The organism is Micromonospora echinofusca (assembly GCF_900091445.1).
In the GTDB taxonomy this organism is placed as follows: domain Bacteria; phylum Actinomycetota; class Actinomycetes; order Mycobacteriales; family Micromonosporaceae; genus Micromonospora; species Micromonospora echinofusca.
In genome coordinates this window covers 1,945,562-1,965,302 of the sequence record NZ_LT607733.1, presented here as the reverse complement: position 1 = coordinate 1,965,302, position 19,741 = coordinate 1,945,562, and the positions used below count along the sequence as shown (strand labels likewise).

The following is a 19,741-nucleotide window of genomic DNA, read 5'->3' as shown; positions in this document are numbered from 1 at the left end:
AAAACCATCACGTGACCTGCCCGGCTACCTGAGTTGGGCGATGGACACCGCGCGACTCATGCGTAACCGGATCAGCAGCAGGGACATCGACAGACTGGTCTTCACCCCTCGATTCTGGCGGCTGCAAGACCTCGCCGATCACGCCAATCAGTTCGCCCGTGACCTGCTCAGCATGGAGATCACGGACCGCTCGGAGACGCTCGACCAAGCACACGCCGCGCTCACCAGCGAGGTCCACCGGTGGTCGCAGGACCACGCCGAGATCGCCGTGGTGGACACCACCGTCTTCATCCGCCACTCCGCGAAGATCAGAGAGATCGAATACGCCCACGAACTGGGTCTCGGATTCGAGCCGGTGCGGCTGGTGGTGCCCCGCGTCGTGGTCGACGAACTCGACCGTCTCAAGGAGTCGAGTAACCAGCATGTCCGCTGGCGGGCCGGGCACACCCTCGGCGTGCTTGACGAGCTCCTGCGCGCCCCACAGTCGCGGGTAACGATCCGAGAGGCAGACAAGAGCTTCTCCGCGGTCTCAGAGGCTGGCGGGATGCCCCGGGACAAGGTCACCATCGAGGTGCTGTTCGACGACCCGCACCATGTGCGGCTCGAAGACAACGACGACGAGATCATCGACCGGGCGTTTGCCCTGCAGGCGTACGCCGGCCGGGGAGTGCGGCTGCTGACGATGGATACCAGCATGGCGCTGCGAGCACGGATGATCGATCTGCAGGTCATCAAGATCGAAAAAGACATCGGGCCCGAGCCTGCCGCGACCGAGCCCAAGCCCCGCAGGAGTCAGCCATAGATCCAGGCAGCGACGGCAGCTTCACGGGAGGCGCTCGAGGGGAAGGCGGATGCTCGACCCCGCCGGCCGCCGCCAGCTCAACCAGCTCCTGCACGCCCACGGCGTCGGACCCCGACCACACCTGCTGCACCTGGCTCACCGGCTCAGCGACCTGCGCTCAGGCCACCACACCACCGCCGGCCACCCACCAGACCTGCTCACCGAAGCACTGGAATTGACATTACGAAGGTGCCGAGCCTGGGTGCCGCCTCGGGCGCTGCTCTCGCGGCTGCAACCCCGGGGACGACGCGGGGTCCTGTTCGCGCCACTGGCCTGCGGTCTCGGCACGCAGAAGACGATCAACCATGTGCAGGGCTTCCGGCTCCGTGTCGAACTCCCACCGCAGTACCTTCCCGGTCTCGCTGTCGCCAGCGCGCGCGATCAGCCTCCAGCGTGTCTGGCGGACGAGCCACACGTCGCGGCGGGCCAGGCGCCCCCAGTTCCCGTTCCACCATCTCCGGACCACCTCTTCCACGCGCCGAACGTACGCATGTTCGATCGCTTGACGGGGCGGGGTGCCGAACAAACTCGCGCTGGAGCCAGGCGGGTCATTCGCAGCGGTCTTCGCCGCCTCGGCCGTACGGCTCGCAGCAGTCGGGGCGATGCCGGTACACCCGCAGGTCGCGGCCGTGCCGGTGCCCGTACTCGTGTGTGATCTCGTACAGGCAGGCGTGCCACACGACGGTTTCCCCGCCGTCGGGCACCACCTGGCCGTCACCGGGCCCGCCGCGCAGCAGCACGTCCACCCTCCGACGGTACGTGCGCAATGAGCACTGGACGCCGCGCACAAAACTCTGCCGCCCGACCGGGCGGCGCCGCGGGCGGAGGCCGGTCCCCACGCTGAACCCGCTGCGGGGACCCGCCGTCGGTGGCCTGCGCCCGTAGCTGCTCCACCTGCACGTGGCCGTCGCCAGCAGCCTAGCGGTGGCCTCGCCGACCGGTTCAGGGTCGCCGCCGACCCCGCCGCTCGTTAGGCGAGGGCCATGCTGCAGCCCGTCGCTGGCGCATTCGATGTCGCGGATCTCCTCCCGAGGCCACCCACGTATCTCGGACGATGACGTGGGGGGACGGGCGGAAGATGAGTGCCGTACACGGCCGGTGTGGTGGGGGCTGGCGGTGACTCCAGCCCGCCTGCGGGCGAGCGCCGGGGCGGATCCCGTGCTGCGGCGGCCGGTCGCGCCGATGCTCGCAGCGCCCGTCGACGTGGTGCCCGAGGGCCCGGGCCTGGTCCATGAGCCGAAGTGAGACAGGTGGAGGTGTATCGCCTTCCGCGAGACCGACGGGGTGTACCTGCAGTCGCGGGCCGGCAGGAATCTGACCACACACTTCCCAGACGTCACCCGGGCAATCCGGGCGGCAATCCCGCCAGGGGTAGTGCTCGACGGTGAACTGATCGTCTGGAAGCGCGGCCGGACCAACTTCGCGCAGCTCCAGCGCCGGGTCACCGCCGGCCCTGACCTGCTGCGCCTGGCGCGCGAGCGCCCCGCCCACTACGTGCTGTTCAACCTGCTCGCCCACACCGGCGGGCAGGGGATCCTCGATCTGCCGTTGTCCCAACGTCGAGCCCGGCTGGAACGACTGCTCGTCGACGCGCCGGCACAGCTCACCGTGACGCCGCAGACGGCCGACATGCGGCAGGTGGCGGACTGGCTGCTGCACTGGACCGTCTCGGCAGGCATCGAGGGCGTCGTCAGCAAACGCCGGGACAGCCGGTACGAGCCCGGCCGGCGCGGCTGGTCGAAGTTCCGCACCCGGATCGTCACCGAGGCCATCATCGGCGGGGTGACCGGCAGCATCAGCCGCCCAGAGACAGTGCTGCTGGGCCGGTTCGACCGGCGGGGACGGCTCCGGTACACCGGCCGACTCCCACCCCCTGACCACCCACCAGCATGCGGCGCTGGCCGAGCTGCTGTCACCGCCACGCATGCCACGCCGCGGCGCGGTCGCCCACCCGTGGCCACAGCCGCTGCCCGCGTCCTGGTCCGGCCATCTGGACCGGCCCGAACAGCTGCCGTACGTGCAGGCGGAGCCGACCGTGGTGGCGAAGATCGACGCCGACGTGGCATTCGAACACGGACGCTGGCGCCATCGGGTGCGGTACGCCAGGCCCCGGGCGGACCTGTCGGTCCATGATGTGCCGCTGCTGGTCGGCGAGGATGAGACTACTTCGGCGACCTGGGGTGAGCATCAGCGGGCCTGCTGATGAGAAGCTGGTGCTTCCGGAGCCGCTGCAATCATGCCGTCACGGTCACCTGAGCCTGAGCCGCTTGCATCCGCAACTGGCGATGACCGTTCGTCATGGTACTGACGAGGGTTGGCAGCGTGCTTAGTGCGCGACCGCGACGAGTGGCGCCAGCCCGGCAGTGACAGCCACTCACCCGAAAATGTGACAGATCTTCGCGAGCGCCGGCTACTGCCAATCGGCAGCCGACCGTGGAGGCGCACGGGCCCCGTCTGTTTCCAATGCCGAAGACGATGTCCTGTCCGGTGGCGAAACACACAGGTACTACCGGTAGCGACTCCACGTGGCCTCGAGATCGTCAAGGATAAGTGATCGCAGTCGATGCGCGAGTTCACGGGCAACATCTGGGCGGCCAGCAAGGGTGTCGATGGTACTGGTAACCAGCTGCAGTTCCCGAACACGACGCAGAACCGGCCAGCCCGTCCACGCCGTGATGTCGACCCCGTAGGCATCGACGAATTCTTGGTAGTCGGAAGGTGAGCGACCGAACCGCGTAGCCCCGTGGGCGGTCGGTACGAGGTCCCACTCCGGCGGTCCGATACACAACCCGTCCAAGTCGCAGAGCAGAGGCTCCGCGCGGGCAACCGCAATGCGGCCTACTGCTGGGCGGAGAATGTTCCCGGTGTGAGCGTCCCCATGTATGAGGCCTCGCGGCAGCCGCCACGGGACCCGATCGAGATCCTCCTCCGCCTTGTCGCAACGCAGACGGAGATCTCGCAGGAGGCCGGCTGCCCCAATCCCCAGCTCCGTCCTCGACCATTGCTCCAGCTCGGCGGCTTCCTCGGGCGGTAACGCTTCGGCAGCATCGAGGCGCCGACGGAACTTCTCGATCGGCGACCAGTGCGGCAACGCTACATCGAGCTGGTCAAGGTTGTGGAGGGCACGAAGTGGCGCGGCGAGGTCGACCGGCTTGGGCTCGTCGCTGATGGTCAGGACATGCTGCCATACCGTGGCGACCCAGTCCCCACTGAAGATCGGCTGAGACGCGACACCGGAGGCGAGCCGTACGGTCGGCATGCCAAGCCTCTCAAGGCAGGCCGCGACCGATACCACCCGGCGGGCGAGCGCAGCAGCGTGGGAACCAGCAGCAAGCCTGATCACGAACGGCGGCGCCACGAACACCGCGTTCATCGTGTACTTGACGAGCCTGGCACCATCCGGGTCGACGCCAATCTGGCCACAGACGTTGCTCAAATGTCCATGGAGCTCTAAGAGGGTGGTTCGGGAGGTTATGTCCACTGTGGGCTTGGCGGCTGGTTAGAGGCCCTGATGGTGGGTTACGCGGACGTTGTTGGCGAGGCCAGGGTGAACAGTCCGGCCTCGGGTTCGGCGAGGATCTGGCGGGCGGCGAGGCGTTTGAGCTTGGCGCGGAGATTCTCGGTGTCCTTCGCGGTGGTGCCGGTGCCCAGCGCCTGGCAGATGTCCTTGGCGCACATCGGTGCGGTCCCGGCGTGGAAGACGGCGAGGATCTGCTGGTAGGCAGGGCTGGCGACGGTCGGGTCAGCGGGCGCCGCCGCGTCGAGTGGGCCGCCCAGGCTCAGGAGCGTCCTGCGGGTGATGGCGAGTTCGGCGACCTCGGTCTCGGCCACGGTGAGCTGCTCATCGAGGGAGGCGATCTGAGCGCGGAGCCGCTCGACGGTGGGGCCGGCGGCGGTTTCGCGTCCGGTGAGCAGGGTCAGCAGCGTCGGCTGGGTCACCGTTGGTCGCGACCCTGATGCCCCGACACGGACGGGTGCCGGTCCTTCCACGCCTGCAGGAACGGACCGACCACCGCCCACTGCTCATCGGTCAGGTCATTCGGATACGCCGCACGCTCACCCATGATCAGCCTAACGCGGCCGGACCCTACCGGTTACGACCACGGCTCACATTCACATGCCGACCCAAACCCACAATGGACGAAAGCTACCCAACCACCCTCTTAAAGGTAGCCCTCCCCCGTCGACAGCCCTTTCCCGCAGCTACCGCCACCAGGCCGATCACGATGAATTGGCCTCAGTGCCGCTCCGACTGGCGCGGAAGATGGAGGTTGCGACATCGTCAGCCCGAGTGTGCCTACCGGTCCACTTGGCGAAGTTGGATTTCTGCACTGCCCACGCAACCACGCGTTCGTTCGTCGAGGTCGTGATAGTCAAGCCCCCATACCCGGGCTCGACATGCACAACATCACGAATATCAATGCGCCGGGAAACATTGGGGTTTCGCACAATCACTTCCGCGCCGGCAAGGACCACGGCCGGACGCCAGGCGAATTTCCACCAACCTACAAGCGCACCAAGAACGGCTAGAAAGCTAACCAGTACGTTGCCCCAGAGCAGCCATACCAATACACCAAACAGAGGAGCCAACGCAATTACACCGAACCGTCCGAGCCGTGAGACCCTCCAAGTTTGAGACATGAGCCGGGATCCTACGGACCGTTGCCCACTCATACTGCCCTTCCTGCCGTAGCCGTTACCTGTCGCGTGGTCTGATCGTCCTGGTCCACCTGTTACCAGCCTTGCCACGCCAGCCGCCTAGCAGCTATACGGACAGGTCAGGATGGACCCGTTGCGGACCGTCACCCCGAGTCGGCGGCCCTGGACCTGCTGTTCGCGTAGTTCCAGATCCCCTGGATCATCGGCGACTTGTGGGTATGCGCTGGCCGCTCCGTGAACAGCAGGTGTTCAAGCTCCGGTGACGGACCCTGCTCCGCCAGCAACCAGGCCCGTACGCGCCAGCCACCAGCCCCGAGAAACTCCCGCCTGTCAGCCACCGCAAGGAACTTCTCGCGGTCCAGCAACGGCAGCAGTTCCGCCACCGCCTCGTCCAGGCGCCGGCGCACCCGCGCGGACACCTCGGCGGCGCCGGCCTCGTCGGCGATTCGCCACTGGTCTCCACCAGAGAAGGTGGTGAATCCGATCCGGTGTTCCCAGATGGCGTGCAGCGGCCGCGGTTGCTCGGACGCTGGCAGGCGGTAGCGCTGCCGGGCGTGTTCCCACGCCGGCGCCAGAACCAGGCCCACGTTGATGTAGAAGACTTTCTCCGCCTTGCTGGCGTGGTCGGACATTTGAATTTCGATGACGAGCGCGTCGCCCGTCGGTGAATACCGACGGAAGACGCGGCCCTTTCCCTGATCGAAGCCGTACTCGGCCAACTGCTCCGCCACGCCTTTGACGAAGTTGTTGAACAACGCTTGCAGCGACATTGGAAAATTCCTTCCAGCCGGCCGGGACGGCAACGAGCAGATCAGCCTGACGCGGCCACCGTACCGCCGATGGCGCCGACACCGATCGCCACTCCGCACGCACCGGCGCTCGCGACGATGCAGACACCGGCCAAGCCGACCACTCCGACGGTAACGACGGTCGTGACCACCCACGGGCTGAAGATCGGCTTCGGCGCCTCGACCGTCTTCGGCGCCTCCACGGGGACCCTTACCGGCTTCGGCGGAGGCGGCGGGGTGGGCTTGCGCCACCGGAAGGCACGGTAGAGCACCTGACCCTCGGTGGGTCCGTTGTAGACGACCACCGACTCCTGACTGCCGGGTACCGCCGCGAACACGAGAGAGGTCAATGCGAACCCCGGTTCGACGTTCGTGAACTTCCCATCCGCCCTGAGCTTGCGGATGTAGTGCTTGACGTCGCGCTCCGCCTCGTCTTCGCGATGAGCAATCTTGACCTCCCACACGTAGATCGTGTCGGTCTTGCGGTCAATATAGACGATGTCGGCCTTACCTGGTTCTCCACATTGACCCTTGTGGCTCTTTGTCTTGCAGGCGTCCGGGATTGAGTATTCAATCCTCACCTCTTCGGGATCACCACCCATGTCCTCTACCTGTTTGCGAATCCGATCGCGGGCAGCGAGCTGGGCAGCTTCGTGGCGCTTATTGTTCAGGTAATTGAGGAAATTGTCCTTTTTCTTTTTCTTTTCCTTGGCCTGCTTGGCCCGATTCTTCCGCTGTCGCTCGTTGTACTCGGCGACAGTTTCCTCCTCGAACTTGAGCCCGGAGGGGTCGGAGAAGGTGACCGGGTTGTTGTTGCTGTAGACGTACCCGTTTATCTGCTGCGGATCGAGCAGGTCCATAACTGGGTCGAGAGAGATGAATTTTCCGAGGGTCGGGTCGTACTCTCTGGCTCCCAGGTGCGTCAACCCCGTGTTGTCGATCGTGCCACCGACGAACCCCTTGTCGTTCGGCCAGGCCGGCGTGGTTCCGCGGGGTGTGCCGTACGGGGTCTGCCTACGTACCGTCGCCTGTTGGGAGTTGGCTTGGATGGCGACCAGCGCCGTGCCTTGGTGGTCCGCCCCAAGCCAGGTGAGGCCGCTCGCCGTGCGCGACCCCACGATCGACCCCGCGAAGGAGTAGTAGCGGGTACACGACGTCGTGCCGGTGCTGTTGGTATAGCGGATCTCCTGACCAGGGAGGTAGAGAGTCCGACCGGCGGGGTCACGGCGGACGAGCCGATTGCCGTCCGCGTCGTAGACGTAACGGGTCTCACCGGTGGCGTCCGTAGAGGTTTCCAGATGGCCCTCGGGATCCCAGGTGAGGGTCTGGGTGCCCGCTGACGGTGTGGGGCGGGTCGTCATGTTGCCCGTCGCGTCGTAGGTGTAACTGCCGCTTCGGGCACCAGAGGTGTTGGTGACCGCGTGCGGACGGACGCTCGTACTCCCCGAGGCGGGATAGTGGTAGGTCGTGGTTGATGCGCCCGAACTGGTGTGTATCACCTCGCTGGTGCGATTGCCGAGCAGGTCGAACTGCCAGGAGTGCCAGTAAGGGGCGGGCCCTCCGAGCGCCGTTGTTGGCGCGGCCGTGCAGTCGCCGTTGGCCGGGGTCCACGCCTCGGTGAGTCGGCGGAGATGGTCGTAGTCGAAGCACTGGGTATCGTCGACCGGGTCCGGCGCTACATCGGCTGCTTTGGTGATGTTGCCGAAGTCGTCGAAGGTGTACCGCGTGTCGGCGACGACGTTCGGTGCCACGGAGTCGCGATCGGTGCGGACGCCGGTCAGCCGACCTGTCTCCAGTTCGCGCGTGTACTTCTGGAAGACGCGCCCACCAGTGCCGGCATACAGCTCGATTTGGTCGACGTTGCCCAGAGCGTTGTAGTCCGTGTCGGCGACATATGACGAATTCGTGCTGCCGTACAACGTGCTGAGCGTGGTTGGCAGACCCAGCGGGCTGTAACCGTAGGTCAGCGTCTCGGCGGGGAGGTCGGTGTTGGTCGACGGCAGGCTGGTCGATGCGGTCGTGTCGTCGAGGTTGTACGTGTTGTTGTAGTTGTACGTACCGCCGATACCAGTTTCGCTGGAGGGGATCACGACCTGGGTGTTACCGGGTTGGTAGCTATCGGTGTAGTCGAGGATCCTCACCTGGTAGGATGCGGACCCGACTTTGCGCGTGGACTGCGACAGATAGCCCTTTGCGATGGTGTCGTAGATCCATTGGGCGCGCATAGTGCCGCCGACCTGGTTCTCGTACGTGGCCCGCTTCCGTCCCAGCGGGTCGTACAGGTAGGCGATTTTCTTACCACGCGCGTCGGTGACCGTGGTAACCCGGTCGGCGTTGTCGTAGGTGGATTCCGTGAGGCCCTTGTCGGGGTCATCGGTTTCGACCTGCCGGCCGCGGACGTCGTAACGGTAGATCCAATCGTTGCCCTTCGCGTCGGCCACTGTGGTCAGGTGGCCCCTGCGGTCGTAGGTGTAGCGCGTCGCGTCCCAACTCCCGGCCGTGCCCGGGGTGGGGGTGGCGGTGTGGTACTCACGCAGTTCGACGGTCCGGTCTCGGACGTCGGTGACCTTGGAGGTTGCCGTGCCGCCCGCCGGAGGGGTGACGTCGGTACGGTCGCCGGAGTAGTAGGTGGTTGTGCGCCACCGCTCCGTGCCGTAGGGCTGGAAGACCAGATCGGTGGTCCGGCCTGCGCCGTCGTAGATGCTGCGCGTCTGCTTCGGGACGGATGCCTTGTCCGTGGCGGTCAGCAACGTGCCGCCGGGCGAACCGCTCGCGTGGTACGCCTCGAAGTTCAGCACCGAGCGGCCGGTCGAGTCGTAGAAGGCCTCTGTGATGAGCCGGCCGCCGGATGGCGACGGTTTCTGCGTCTGGCGGCTGCGAAGCAGGCCGTCGAAGAGTTCATAGGTGGTTACGTAGGCGCCTGCGGCGTTCAGCCGGGAGGATGCGATCACCGATGGCGCGTCGGCGCGGATCTGGTAGGTGAAGGTGCTGTTCGCCGTCTCGGTCGCCTTGTCCCGGCCTGGCATCCATACCGACGACAGTCGGCCGAGCGGGTCGTAACTCAGGTCGGTTCGTTTGCCGTTCGGGTCGATGATCGACGTCGGCAGCCCCCACGCCGCGGCCATCGTCGTCGTGGTCTCGTGCAACAGGGGATTCTTGGTCAGCGTCGAGGTGACGACCCCGTCGTTGGCCGGAGTGAAGGCGACGGTGGTCTGCTTGTCCATCGCGTCCCAGGAGGACGTGACGCGGCCGTGGACGTCGTGGGCGTCCCGCTTGACCACCGTGAACGTCGGCGTCCCGGCGTTCCAGGCCGCCATTTCCTCGGTGTGGGTCGCGAGGCCCTTGGTCGGCGTGGCCTCGAACGCCTGGTTGTCGTAGCGGGTCCGGGTTTCACCGATCACGTCGGCTTCGGTGAGGGTGGTGGGGTTGGCCGTATCCGCGCACTTGACCGCATAGGTCTCGACCCGGTGGAGGCGGTCCATGATCCAGTCGGTGGAGTTGCGCGGGATAAAGTCGTTTTTCGTGCACTGCTCGTCGCCGGCGACCCCGTCTTGGCCGAGGTCGTCGATGGTGAGTGGCATGCCGAAGTTGTCGTACGTCGTGACTGTCTTGTTGACCCGTTCGCCGCGGCCCGCGTCAAGGGTCGTGTGGCGGGTCACCGTACCCACCCGGGTGAAGCGTGCGGTGACGGTGTCGCCGTTGATGGTGCGGGTGGCGGTGGCTGGTGACGGCCACGGGGCTGCCAGCTCACGCTGGACGACGGGTCCGCCGGGGCCGTTGAGGATCTTGGTCTCGCGGAGCAGGCCGGCGTACCAGTCCTCGTCGTTGATGCCGTCGACGGTCGTGGTTCGGGTGCCACCGCTTGGTGTCAACTTGTCGCCGTACATTCCGCGGAAGTAGCGGGTCTCGGTGTAGGTCTGTTCCCCCGGGTCACCGACGGTGAGGCCGACCCGGCCGTACCCCCGGTAGTCCGACCAGGTCTTGTGCTTCTTCTCAATCAGGCCGTCATCGTCGTTGTAATGCCAGGCCGCTCCGTCGAGGTAGTCGTACGAGTAGACCGTGCGTGGGCTGCCGTTCGGTGGAACACCGCCAGTGTTGTCGTTTTCATAGATAGTGGTCACCACGTACTTGTGGAACCAGTCAGTGACCGGGTTGGTGTAGCCCTCCGGTTCCCAGACGACCGGGTAACACCGCCGAGTGTTCGTGTGCGGTGTCGGCATGGTCTGGCCGGCCGTGCAGTCCTGGTCGGAGTAGTTGACGCTGATGGTGCCGCCGGTCTCGTTGCGGATCTTGGTGATACGCATCCAGTTCATGGCGGCTGCGAAGTCGATCGTGTCCACCCGATTGGACAACTGCACCGGGGTGAACAACACGTCCGGGACGGAGGCAGCCCCCGCGACGAGGCCGGCATGGGACAGTTTGTCCAGCCACAACCCGGCGCGGGTGCCGTCGCCGGGGTCGGGGAAAGTGTGCGTTAGCGTCCAACGCTCGACATCGCTGTAACCGGTGCCACTGCGAATCTGGGTGGTGACCGTGGAGAGCCGTTTGGTCGACCAGAACGTGGGGAAGAACTTGTCCGGGCAGGATCCGCCGGAACAGGCCATGTCCCACGGGGTGTCCGGCCAGTGCGTCTCGTCGTGTGTCGCGCAGTCGCTCAGGCAGCGGTCACCCACGCCGAGGTCCACCCGCAGGGGCGCTGCGGTGCTGAGGACCGAGTCGACGCCGTTGACCTGCCGGGTGCCGTAGTCAATCCGGTCCAGCCAACCACCTCTGTCGTAAGTGGCGTCGTCCTCGGCGTCTAGATTACGGCCGTACTTGTTGGTTTCCTGTTGGTACCAGTACGACGCCGAGTTGCCGGAGGTGTCGACAACGTAGTCGAGGTTCCACCGCCACGCCTGCATGCAGTCAGAGTCGATGAAGGCCGGCGCTTGACAGGGTTCACCCGGGTCGTTGCCGAAGACCGGGACGGTGAACGTCGAGTTGGTTTCGGAGTTGCCGGATGCCCATCCGGGCAGCCGGTTGCGGCCGAACCAGTACTGGATGCCGTCGCTGGTGGTGACGACCCAATGCTCGCCGTTGTTGTCGCCGTTGCTGGCACCAATCTTGCGCTCGATGCGGGAACCGTCGTCGCCCCGCAGGTGCCAACGACCCTCAGCGGCGTTGTAGATCAGCTCACCGGAGTGGCCGACGAGGGACAGTACCGCGTTGTCCGTCTCCCAGCAGAGGTCGCCGGTCTTCTTGTCGTTGTTGGCTGAGCCATCCATGTCTCGCGCGCAGCCCTGGTACCGGCGCTCGATGAACCCGCCGATTGACGGCTCGAAACCCTCGCCTATCCAGGACGGCTGATTGTTGGAGGCGGCGTGCTGGCCGTCGACCGACTGCGAGGAGTATGACAGGCCAATCTGGGGTGCTGGGCCACCGAGCGCCGGGGGTGTCCGCATCGGGTACGACCACGTGAAGGCACCGGTGTTGCCGCCGGCGGCCCATGTCGCCGATGGGTTCAGCGGGGAGGCCGCATAGTCCCCGGCGGGACCGGAAGGTCCCGCCGTGGCAGCCACCAGGGTCTGCGCTCCGTTCACCGGCACATCAGCTGACAAGGACCTGGTGGCGAGATCGTTACGTGACGGCAGTGGGCTCCCGACGCACTGCTTCTTTTCGGGGGTGCTCAGGGCGCAGGCGGGCAGCGCCACAAGCCGGAGTCGGCTTGCCCAGTCGGCACCGTAGGCCGTGGCGAACGATCGGTAGTCGACAGTGAGTTTGGTGTGGCCGGCGACGGCAACACCATCAGCACGGCCGAGACGCAGCACCAGACCCTGCACTCGGGCCCGCTCGGTCGCCACCCGGTCGAGGACCTCGACTCTCACCCGCTGTGGGTCTCTGGCCGAACGTACCTTCCGCTCCGCCGCAGCCAATGTCACGGGCAAGTCGCCGGCTTTGACCCCGCCGGTGCCGGCAGCGGCCACTTCGACCACTTCCACTCCGGACTGCGGCCACGCCGCAGCCGGTTTGCCGGCCGTTGATGGCGGCCGCTTCGCCAGCACTGCCGTCTGCGGTTTGACCGGCTTCACTGGCACGGTCGGCACCGGTTTAGCCGACGACGGGGTGTAGGTCTCCTTCGACGCCGCCTGCACCGGGGGTGCGTGGAGCAGGGCGGCCACCACGGTGGCAGTCAGGGGCGCAGCAATCCACGAGCGTCGCCGAGATATGACTCTTTGCCATATTTCCAACACCGAGGGTGATCGCAATGGCATGGGTGACGTCACCAGTGGCCTCCGGGGCTTCGGATCAGCGAGGGTTCAAGGACTGGGTGGTACCGGGTGGGTCAGGAACTAGGCGGGTTGAAGCGCAGCCCCAGGCCCGGCCGGAGGGCCGGCTGGCGGTAGGTGTACTGGATGGCGGCGGTGCCCTCGGCGTTCTCGATGCCGATGGTGGCGGCGCCGCCGCGTTCCAGGAAGGTGCCGTCGTTGTCGATGTAGGTGAAGCTGTAGCCGCCGGCCTCGTCGATGACGACCTGGAAGGTGATCCGGGTGAGGGGGTCCTCGTAGGAGTGCACGTTGCGCCACTCGACGACGAACTGTCGGTTGGGGGCGCTGCCCCGCACCGCGGTGCGGACACTGGCGTTGCTGTCGACGAACCAGTCGTGCCAGAAGGGGTAGAGCGCGGCGTTGGGCTCCTCAGGACTGTCCGGTGAGGGGATCGGCCACGCGTCCGGTGACGGTTCGCCGGGGTCGACGAAGCTCAGCACGCCGTTGATGTCCACCCAGCCGGTGGTGTACGTCTGGCCGTAGTGCGTCACGGGGAAGGGCAGGGTGACCGGGGTGAAGGCGTCGTCGCCGCTCATCGGGAGCACGGTGCCGCTGGCCGGCGTGTAGGGCACAGCCTGTTCGGTCAGCGTGTAACCGCCTCCGCCGGGGGTCGCGCCCAGGGCGTAGTCGGCGGCCGCTTGAATGTTGGTGCCGACCACCACCTGCCGGACGTCCGAGCCCTTGCAGGCTCCGCCGGCCACGGTGACGACAGCCGCCCAGCTGCCCGCCGGCACGACGGCCACCTGGTACGTGCCGTCCGCGGCGGTGGTGGCCGTCCGGTCGGCCACCTTGACGGTCGCCCCGGCCACCGGGGTGCCCTGGCAGGTCACCGTGCCTGCCACGCTGCCCTGCCCCGGCGGGTTGGGCTTGAAGGTGACGCCTTGGCCGCTGGCCAGCCAGGTCTCCCGGTGCAGGTACTGGAAGCCGATGGACCCGTCGGCGTTCTCGATGCCCACAGTGGCCTCGCCACCCCGCTCGACCGGTTTGGCCGGGTCGATGTCGGCATAGGCGAGCGTGATGTCACCGCCTTCGCTGAAGATCACCTCAAAGGTGGCCCGGGTACTGGTATCGCCGTAGAGGTGCACGTTGCGCCACTCCACGACCCACTGCCGGTTCGGTGCGGTACCGCTGATCTTCGTGGCGATCCGGGCCTGCGAGTCGACCACCCAGTCGTCCCAGTGCACGTACACGGCGGCGTTCGGGGAACCCTCGGCGGCAGGTGACGGGAGCGTGCCGGGAATCGACCCGATCCAGCCGAAGTAGGCCGGGTCCTTGAAGCTGATCAGGCCGTTGGCGCTGATCCAGGCCGAGGTGTACGACTCGCCGTAGAGCTTGACCGGGAACGGCGGGTTCTTTGGCCACACCGTCTCGTCGCCCTGCCATCCCTCGACCACGTCGCCGGGGACGAAGGTCTGCGCACCGCTGGTGCACTTGTAGCCGAACTCATCCCCGTCGACCATGACCGACAGGTCCACGTCCGAAGTCCCCCCGGGGTGGTTGACGGTCTCACGGGCGTACTGGCCGGCGCACCGGTTGTCCCCGGTGGACGCGGTCACCTTGTACTCACCGACCTTCACGCCGGTGAACTGGTAGCTGCCGTCCGTGCCAGTAGTGGTGGTGCGGTTGCCCGGGTTCAGGGTCACCGTCGCACCGGCGACCGACTGACCGGTCACCGCGGTGGTGAGCACACCGCTGACCGTGCCGGCCGGCGCGGGGCTGTAGGTGATCGAGCTGTTGCCGGTGAGCACCGCCTCCTGGAAGGAGTACAGCGCCGCCACCGTGCCCGAGCCGTTCTCCAGGCCGATGGTCGCGCCCGCGCCCTGCTGCACCGGGGTGGACATCGCGCCGTAGTGGTACGCGATCCGCCCGTCCTCGTGGAAAATCACCTCAAAGGTCAGCCGCCCGGTGCTCGGCGGGCGGAAGTTGACGTTGCGCCACTCGACCACGTACGACCGGTTCGGGGCGGTACCGAGGGTCTGGGTCCGCACGCTGGCCGACGCGTCGACCTCGAAGTCGTCCCAGAACGGTGCCACCACCGCGTTGGGTGCCGTGGCCGTCGGCATCGTCGGGTTCGCCCAGGTGTCCGGCTCACCGGAGGCGCTGCCGAAGCTGACCAGGCCGTTGGTGTGCACCCGACCGGTCGTGTACGCCTCGCCGTGGAACTGCACCGGGAACGGCAGCGTCACCGACGCCGTCGCGTCGTCGCCGGTCAGGGCGAGGACGTTGGCCGCCGCGACGAAGCCGCCGCTGCCGGTGGTGCACGCGTACCCCATGTCCCCGTAGTCCGGTCCGAGCTGCAGGTTGCGCACGATGTCGGCCGAGAGCTCCACCTGGGCGCGCACGGCCGAGCCGCAGCGGCCGGCGAGCTTGACCGAGACGGTGTAGCTGTCGACGACCAGGCCCGTGAAGGCGTACGTCCCACCGGCGCCGGTGGTGGCGGTCAGGCCGCTCGGGTCGAGCGAGATCGTGGCGCCAGCGACCGGGGCGCCGCCGGCGTCGGTCAGCGTGCCGGAGAGGTTGTGCGTCTCCAACTCGCCGGCGACGTCGGGACGGATGAAGGTGATCGCCTTCCCGCTGGTCAGCACGGGCTCGCTCACGGAGTACGACAGGCCGTCCTCGCCGGCTGCCGCCTCGATGCCGACGATCGCGTTGCCGCCCTTCTCCGCCGGGGTATCGAGCTGGTCGTAGTTGGTCGTCACCGTGCCGTCAGGTGCCAACACCACCCCGAAGGACAACCGCTCCGCCGTGTTGCCCTTGCGGTGCACGTTGCGCCACTCGACGACGAACCGCTGCCCGCTGCCCGTGCCGGTGCTGGAGGTACGCACGCTCGCTGACGCGTCGACCACCAGGTCGTCCCAGAACGGCGCCACCAGAGCGTTCGGGTCCGCCGGCGCGGGCAGTTGCCCGCCGCCGGTGTAGGGGTGGGAGCCGCCCGGGTCGGTGAAGGAGAGCAACCCGTTCGTGTCGACCCAGGCGCTGCGGTACGCCCCGCCGTAGAACGGGAAGGCGAACGGTAGCTGGACCGTGGCGACCGCGTCGTCGCCGGTCAGCGTCAACGGGGTGGCCGCCGTGGCAAGTGCGGCGGTCTGCTCGGAGCAGGTGTGGCCCAGGTCGTCACTCAGCGCGGACATAAAGATGTCAAACGTGAGGCCCTGGCCGTCGATCTCGATTTGGCCGCTGAACGCCTGGCCGCACCGCCCGCCGAACGTCGCGGTGATGGTGTACAGGCCGGGTGCGAACCCGGTCAGGGCGTAGCTGCCGTCGGCGCCTGACGCGCTCTGGTGGCCGCCGGGCTGAAGCTGGACGACCGCTCCGGCCTGCGGCATGAAGTTCGCATCCCACACGGTGCCGGAAAGGCTCGCGGCGGGGGCGACGGTGAACTGCCCCTGGTTCATGCCGCTGACCCGGTTGCCGTCGTCCACCGCGACCGCGTACACCGGCCGCTCGCCAATGGTGGTGGTGCCCACGTCAACGGTCACAGTGGCCGTGCCACCTGCGGCGGTGGCGTTCACCGTGCTGCCCAGGCCGGTGCCGTCGACGCTGTACTTGAACTTCGTGACATTCGTGTCGCCGCCGGCGTCGAACGTGACGGTGAGCTGGCCGCCGGCGGTGATGGCGGTGCCGTTGGGGAAGGTGATCTTCGGCTGTAGCGGCACGGCCAGCTTCGCGAGGTTGGCCGGCGTCTCGATGAAGTTGTAGAACCGCACATCGTCCACCGTGCCGGTGAAGAAGCTGTCGGAGTTGCCGTTGAACTTGCGCTTGCCGATCGCCACCTCGGTGGTGGCGTTGAAGCCGCCCACGAGGGTGGCGGTGGCGGTCTGTGCGACCCCGTTGACGTAGAGCGTCATCTTCTTGGTCGACGCGTCGTAGACGCCCGCCAGGTGGGTCCACTTGCCGGCGGTGGGCATGGAGTCGGACAGGACGCTGTACCCTGCGGCGTTATCGGTGTCGGCGGCCGCCATCGTGAACCGCCAGCGTTGGTTGCTGCCGGCATAACCGAGGTGGTACGCCGACATCCGAGAACCGCTCGTGCTGACCACGGTCTGCACGCCCGTGCCCGCCGTGGAGTTGATTTTGACCCACGCGGCGACGGTGAAACTCGAGTCCGTCCGGACCGGGGTGGAGACTCCCGTGTCAGGGTGCGGTGTGTTGATCGTCCCGGTCTTCGTCGCCGCGGTGGTGCCCGACAGCGACAGCGTGGAGCCCACCCCGGACCTGCCGGCAACTCGGGTAGCCGAGCCGAGGGCCAGGGTGTTGCCGTGGCCGGAGACGTCGGTGGCGTTGGTGCCGGTCTCCTCGAACGTCCACTCCGCAGCGGGTCCGGATCCTGCCTTGACGCTGAACGTGTACGTCACCGGGGTGGAGAATCGACCCGCGTGGTCCTTGGACCACACGTGGAGCACGTTGACTCCGTCGTGCAGCGGCGCCAGGCTGATGGACGCCCCGTAGTCGGTGGTACGCGCCGGCACGGTCTTCGCCGCCGTCAGCACCCCGGAGTCGAGGCTGTAGGCGTACTCCCGCACCTCGTGCGGCCGGGTCGACGGCGGCGCGACGGTGAACGTGCCGGGCAGGCCGACGCCACCGCGCGGCACACCGTCGTTGGTGTAGTTCGTGGAGCTGACGCCGGTCGGTGCCGGCGGGGGCGTCGCGTCTACGGTGAACTCGCACGTGCCGGACCAGGCACCGTAGTGGGAGCCGTCCCACGTCCGGGACTGCCAGACGTAGCTGCCGCCGTCGGTGAGCTTGCCCGACGGGATCGCCTTCGACACCGCCGAAGGGTTACCCGCCGCCTGCGAGACCTTGTCGGTCTCGTTACGCGCACCGCCGACCGGCCACCAGTAGAACCAGGAGGTCAGCGACTGCTGCGAGGTGTCCGGGTCGGAGTGCCTCGCGGCCAGGATCGGTGTCATGGTCAGCACGTACGGGCGCGACGTGCCGGTGGCACAGGCCTTGCCGTCCGACTTGCGGTCCGACGGGGCATTCGGGTTGGTGTTGTAGGTGATCGCCAACTTCGGCGACGCGTGGTTGAACCGCTTCCACTGCCCCAGCGTGCCCTCGTCGATCGCCCGCAGACCCACCGTCAACGTCGACCAGTTACTCGCCGCCGCCTTCGCCACCATGGTCTTGACGTTGAACTCGATGGTGCCGGTGCCGAGACAACCGTGCGCTGCCCCGTACTTGCGGTTGCCGACGGTCTGCGCCGTGTAGCTGCTGTACCAGCTCGGCTGGTTGTTCCACGTCGTACCCGACGAGATCGCCCCCGTCATCCACAGCTTCGCGTTGGTCTTCGGGCTACACGTCCAGGCGTGCCGCTGCTCCACCCGGAACTGCGCGGCGAGGATGTGCTTACCGCGTACCGACGAGGTGTTCATCCGGAACATCGACCGGATGATGTGGTCCGCACACCCCTTGCAGTCCTCTGTACGACCGGCACCCGCCGAACCGAAGGTCTTGCCGTTGTACAGCGCCGTCGAGTTCTGCCAGAACGAACTCGACTTGTGCTTGCTCCACACCGACGTCCACGCGTTGCTCGAGATGCCACCGGTCCACGAGGGGTCGATGTAGATCGGCAACTTCGTACGCGGGTCGGTCAGCATCGCCCTGTCCGGCACCAGCGTCACCGTGTCACCATCCACCCGCACCGGCATCACGGCACGACGAGCGGACTCCGGCACCGCGCTGCGTCCTGGCGAACCCGGCGCGGACCGCTCCTGCTCCTGCTGCGCCGCGTCCGGCTTACGCGGTGCGCCGAGCACGCGCACCCGCTTCTCCGCCGGCTTGGCCCCGTCGACCTCGACGTCCGGAGCCTCTGACGAGTCCCACATCAGGGGCGCGGGCGCGGCGAACACGGTGCCGCCCTTGTCGTCACGAGCCGCGAGACCTCCCCCGGCCGCCGTACCGACGGTGACCCCCTTGGTGCGCAGCCCGAACCGCAGGGACGCCAACTTCGGATCCGCCGCCGCCTGGCGGGACCGCACGACCAGCACCTCGGAGAAGCCCAGTGGCTGTGCGGTGACCCGTAGGTCGACGTCCGGAAGGACGTTCCGGTACACCGCCGTGGACCCCTCCAGCACCGGCTTCGGCAACCCACCCGGCCAGGTCATGGCGACCTCGCGGTCACCGTCAAGGAGCCGGGCGATCGGGGCGTCGCCGCCTGCGGAGAAGGCCATGGGCAGCACGGTGGCCCGCGGCGCCACCCCGTCGGCGGACGCCTTGAGCGTGGTGTCCACCGGCGCCCAGGAACCACCCTTACGCACCCGGGTCGGCTCGATGCTCTGCTCCAACGTCCGCGATCCGTCGACGTTCAGGAACGTTTGGGACCACTCCGTACGCGCCGAAAGATCCTCCACTCGACGGCCGCAGATCGCCAACATCCGACGGGCCGCACCGGCGTCAGGCTGCTCGTCGACGCACAAGGCCTTCGCGGGTTCGGCACCGGCAGCGGAGGTAGCGGGCACCCCGAGCACCGAGGCAGCGATAGCCGCGACGACCACCACCGCCGTCCACCGTTGGCGAAAACCCGATGTAACGCGCGAGACGTCCGCAGGCATGGGCCAACCAGCCACCAGCCACCCCCGTGATCATGTCTGACAGTGCGCCGAACACTAGAGATGCAGATGCATAGATGTAAAGAGGCAACTACAACTGGTGATCACAAGACGGACAACGCCCCCTACAGGGGGCAGCCGATTGACTGAACGTCGCCTGACATTCCCGATGACTGGGCGACAGCAGCCCCCGCTCGGGCTGGGTCCTACGCAGGCCGTGATCAAGGACGCTGGAGAAGGAGAAGCTGCTGGCGGTCCTGGCCCGCAAGCAGGACGCGGTCCTGGAAAACCTGACCGAGGAAGACCTACTGGCCCGAATCAACAACCTGTAGCCCGCCGACAATCAGCGTCTGCCAGCAGGCCCGCACATCGCCGAGAAGTACGGTCGCCATGCAAGACCTATGCGGCCAGGCCGGCGCCCAACGGCCACTTCTCGGCGAACTCACATCGGTACAACAGCGACGCGACGCCCTCTCATTGGCAGATCCGCGCACTGTCGTGCGGCACACCGCAGTCTTGGCCCTTACGCACCGTTACTTGGCTCTCGGCGAGACCGCCCGTGGTGGGTCCAGTTATGGCCGCCTCGGCGGAGCCCTCTCG

9 protein-coding genes and 1 pseudogene are annotated in these 19,741 nt (G+C 67.1%); 3 read left to right on the top strand and 7 right to left on the bottom strand.

Annotated elements, in window-relative coordinates; all coding sequences use genetic code 11:
- Window positions 1–40: 40 nt before the first annotated feature.
- Window positions 41–802 carry a PIN domain-containing protein gene (locus GA0070610_RS09045; protein WP_088999611.1) on the top strand — a complete coding sequence of 254 codons (762 nt, stop codon included), beginning with the start codon at window positions 41–43 and terminating at the stop codon, window positions 800–802.
- Window positions 803–1,389: 587 nt separating this feature from the next.
- Here the strand turns inward: GA0070610_RS09045 and GA0070610_RS09035 are convergent.
- Window positions 1,390–1,587, bottom strand: coding sequence for a hypothetical protein (locus GA0070610_RS09035; protein WP_088999610.1), 198 nt, complete (start codon window positions 1,585–1,587; stop codon window positions 1,390–1,392).
- Window positions 1,588–1,957: 370 nt separating this feature from the next.
- Between GA0070610_RS09035 and GA0070610_RS31670 the strand changes: the two genes are divergently transcribed.
- Window positions 1,958–2,086, top strand: coding sequence for a hypothetical protein (locus GA0070610_RS31670; RefSeq protein ID WP_269458868.1), 129 nt, complete (start codon window positions 1,958–1,960; stop codon window positions 2,084–2,086).
- Between the two features lie 39 nt (window positions 2,087–2,125).
- Window positions 2,126–2,974, top strand: a complete 849-nt coding sequence (locus GA0070610_RS09030; protein WP_231926003.1) for an ATP-dependent DNA ligase — start codon at window positions 2,126–2,128, stop codon at window positions 2,972–2,974.
- 373 nt (window positions 2,975–3,347) lie between these two features.
- Here the strand turns inward: GA0070610_RS09030 and GA0070610_RS09025 are convergent, their stop codons facing one another.
- The 6 genes and pseudogenes from GA0070610_RS09025 to GA0070610_RS09005 all read right to left on the bottom strand — a co-directional run bounded on the left by GA0070610_RS09025 (window position 3,348) and on the right by GA0070610_RS09005 (window position 18,877).
- The gene (locus tag GA0070610_RS09025; protein ID WP_088999609.1) at window positions 3,348–4,277 is read right to left on the bottom strand and encodes an aminoglycoside phosphotransferase family protein; all 930 of its coding nucleotides are present in this window, start codon (window positions 4,275–4,277) and stop codon (window positions 3,348–3,350) included.
- 83 nt (window positions 4,278–4,360) lie between these two features.
- Window positions 4,361–4,780 carry a BRO-N domain-containing protein gene (locus GA0070610_RS09020; RefSeq protein WP_088999608.1) on the bottom strand — a complete coding sequence of 140 codons (420 nt, stop codon included), beginning with the start codon at window positions 4,778–4,780 and terminating at the stop codon, window positions 4,361–4,363.
- An 8-nt stretch (window positions 4,781–4,788) separates the two neighbouring features.
- Window positions 4,789–4,905: pseudogene (locus tag GA0070610_RS31775) on the bottom strand (IS5 family transposase); the annotation flags it as partial.
- Between the two features lie 738 nt (window positions 4,906–5,643).
- Window positions 5,644–6,270 carry a DUF4304 domain-containing protein gene (locus tag GA0070610_RS09015; RefSeq protein WP_088999607.1) on the bottom strand — a complete coding sequence of 209 codons (627 nt, stop codon included), beginning with the start codon at window positions 6,268–6,270 and terminating at the stop codon, window positions 5,644–5,646.
- Between the two features lie 41 nt (window positions 6,271–6,311).
- Complete coding sequence (locus GA0070610_RS09010) at window positions 6,312–12,449, bottom strand: RHS repeat-associated core domain-containing protein (protein ID WP_231926002.1); 6,138 nt, start codon at window positions 12,447–12,449, stop codon at window positions 6,312–6,314.
- Between the two features lie 161 nt (window positions 12,450–12,610).
- The gene (locus GA0070610_RS09005) at window positions 12,611–18,877 is read right to left on the bottom strand and encodes a carboxypeptidase regulatory-like domain-containing protein (protein ID WP_231926001.1); all 6,267 of its coding nucleotides are present in this window, start codon (window positions 18,875–18,877) and stop codon (window positions 12,611–12,613) included.
- Window positions 18,878–19,741: the final 864 nt, after the last annotated feature.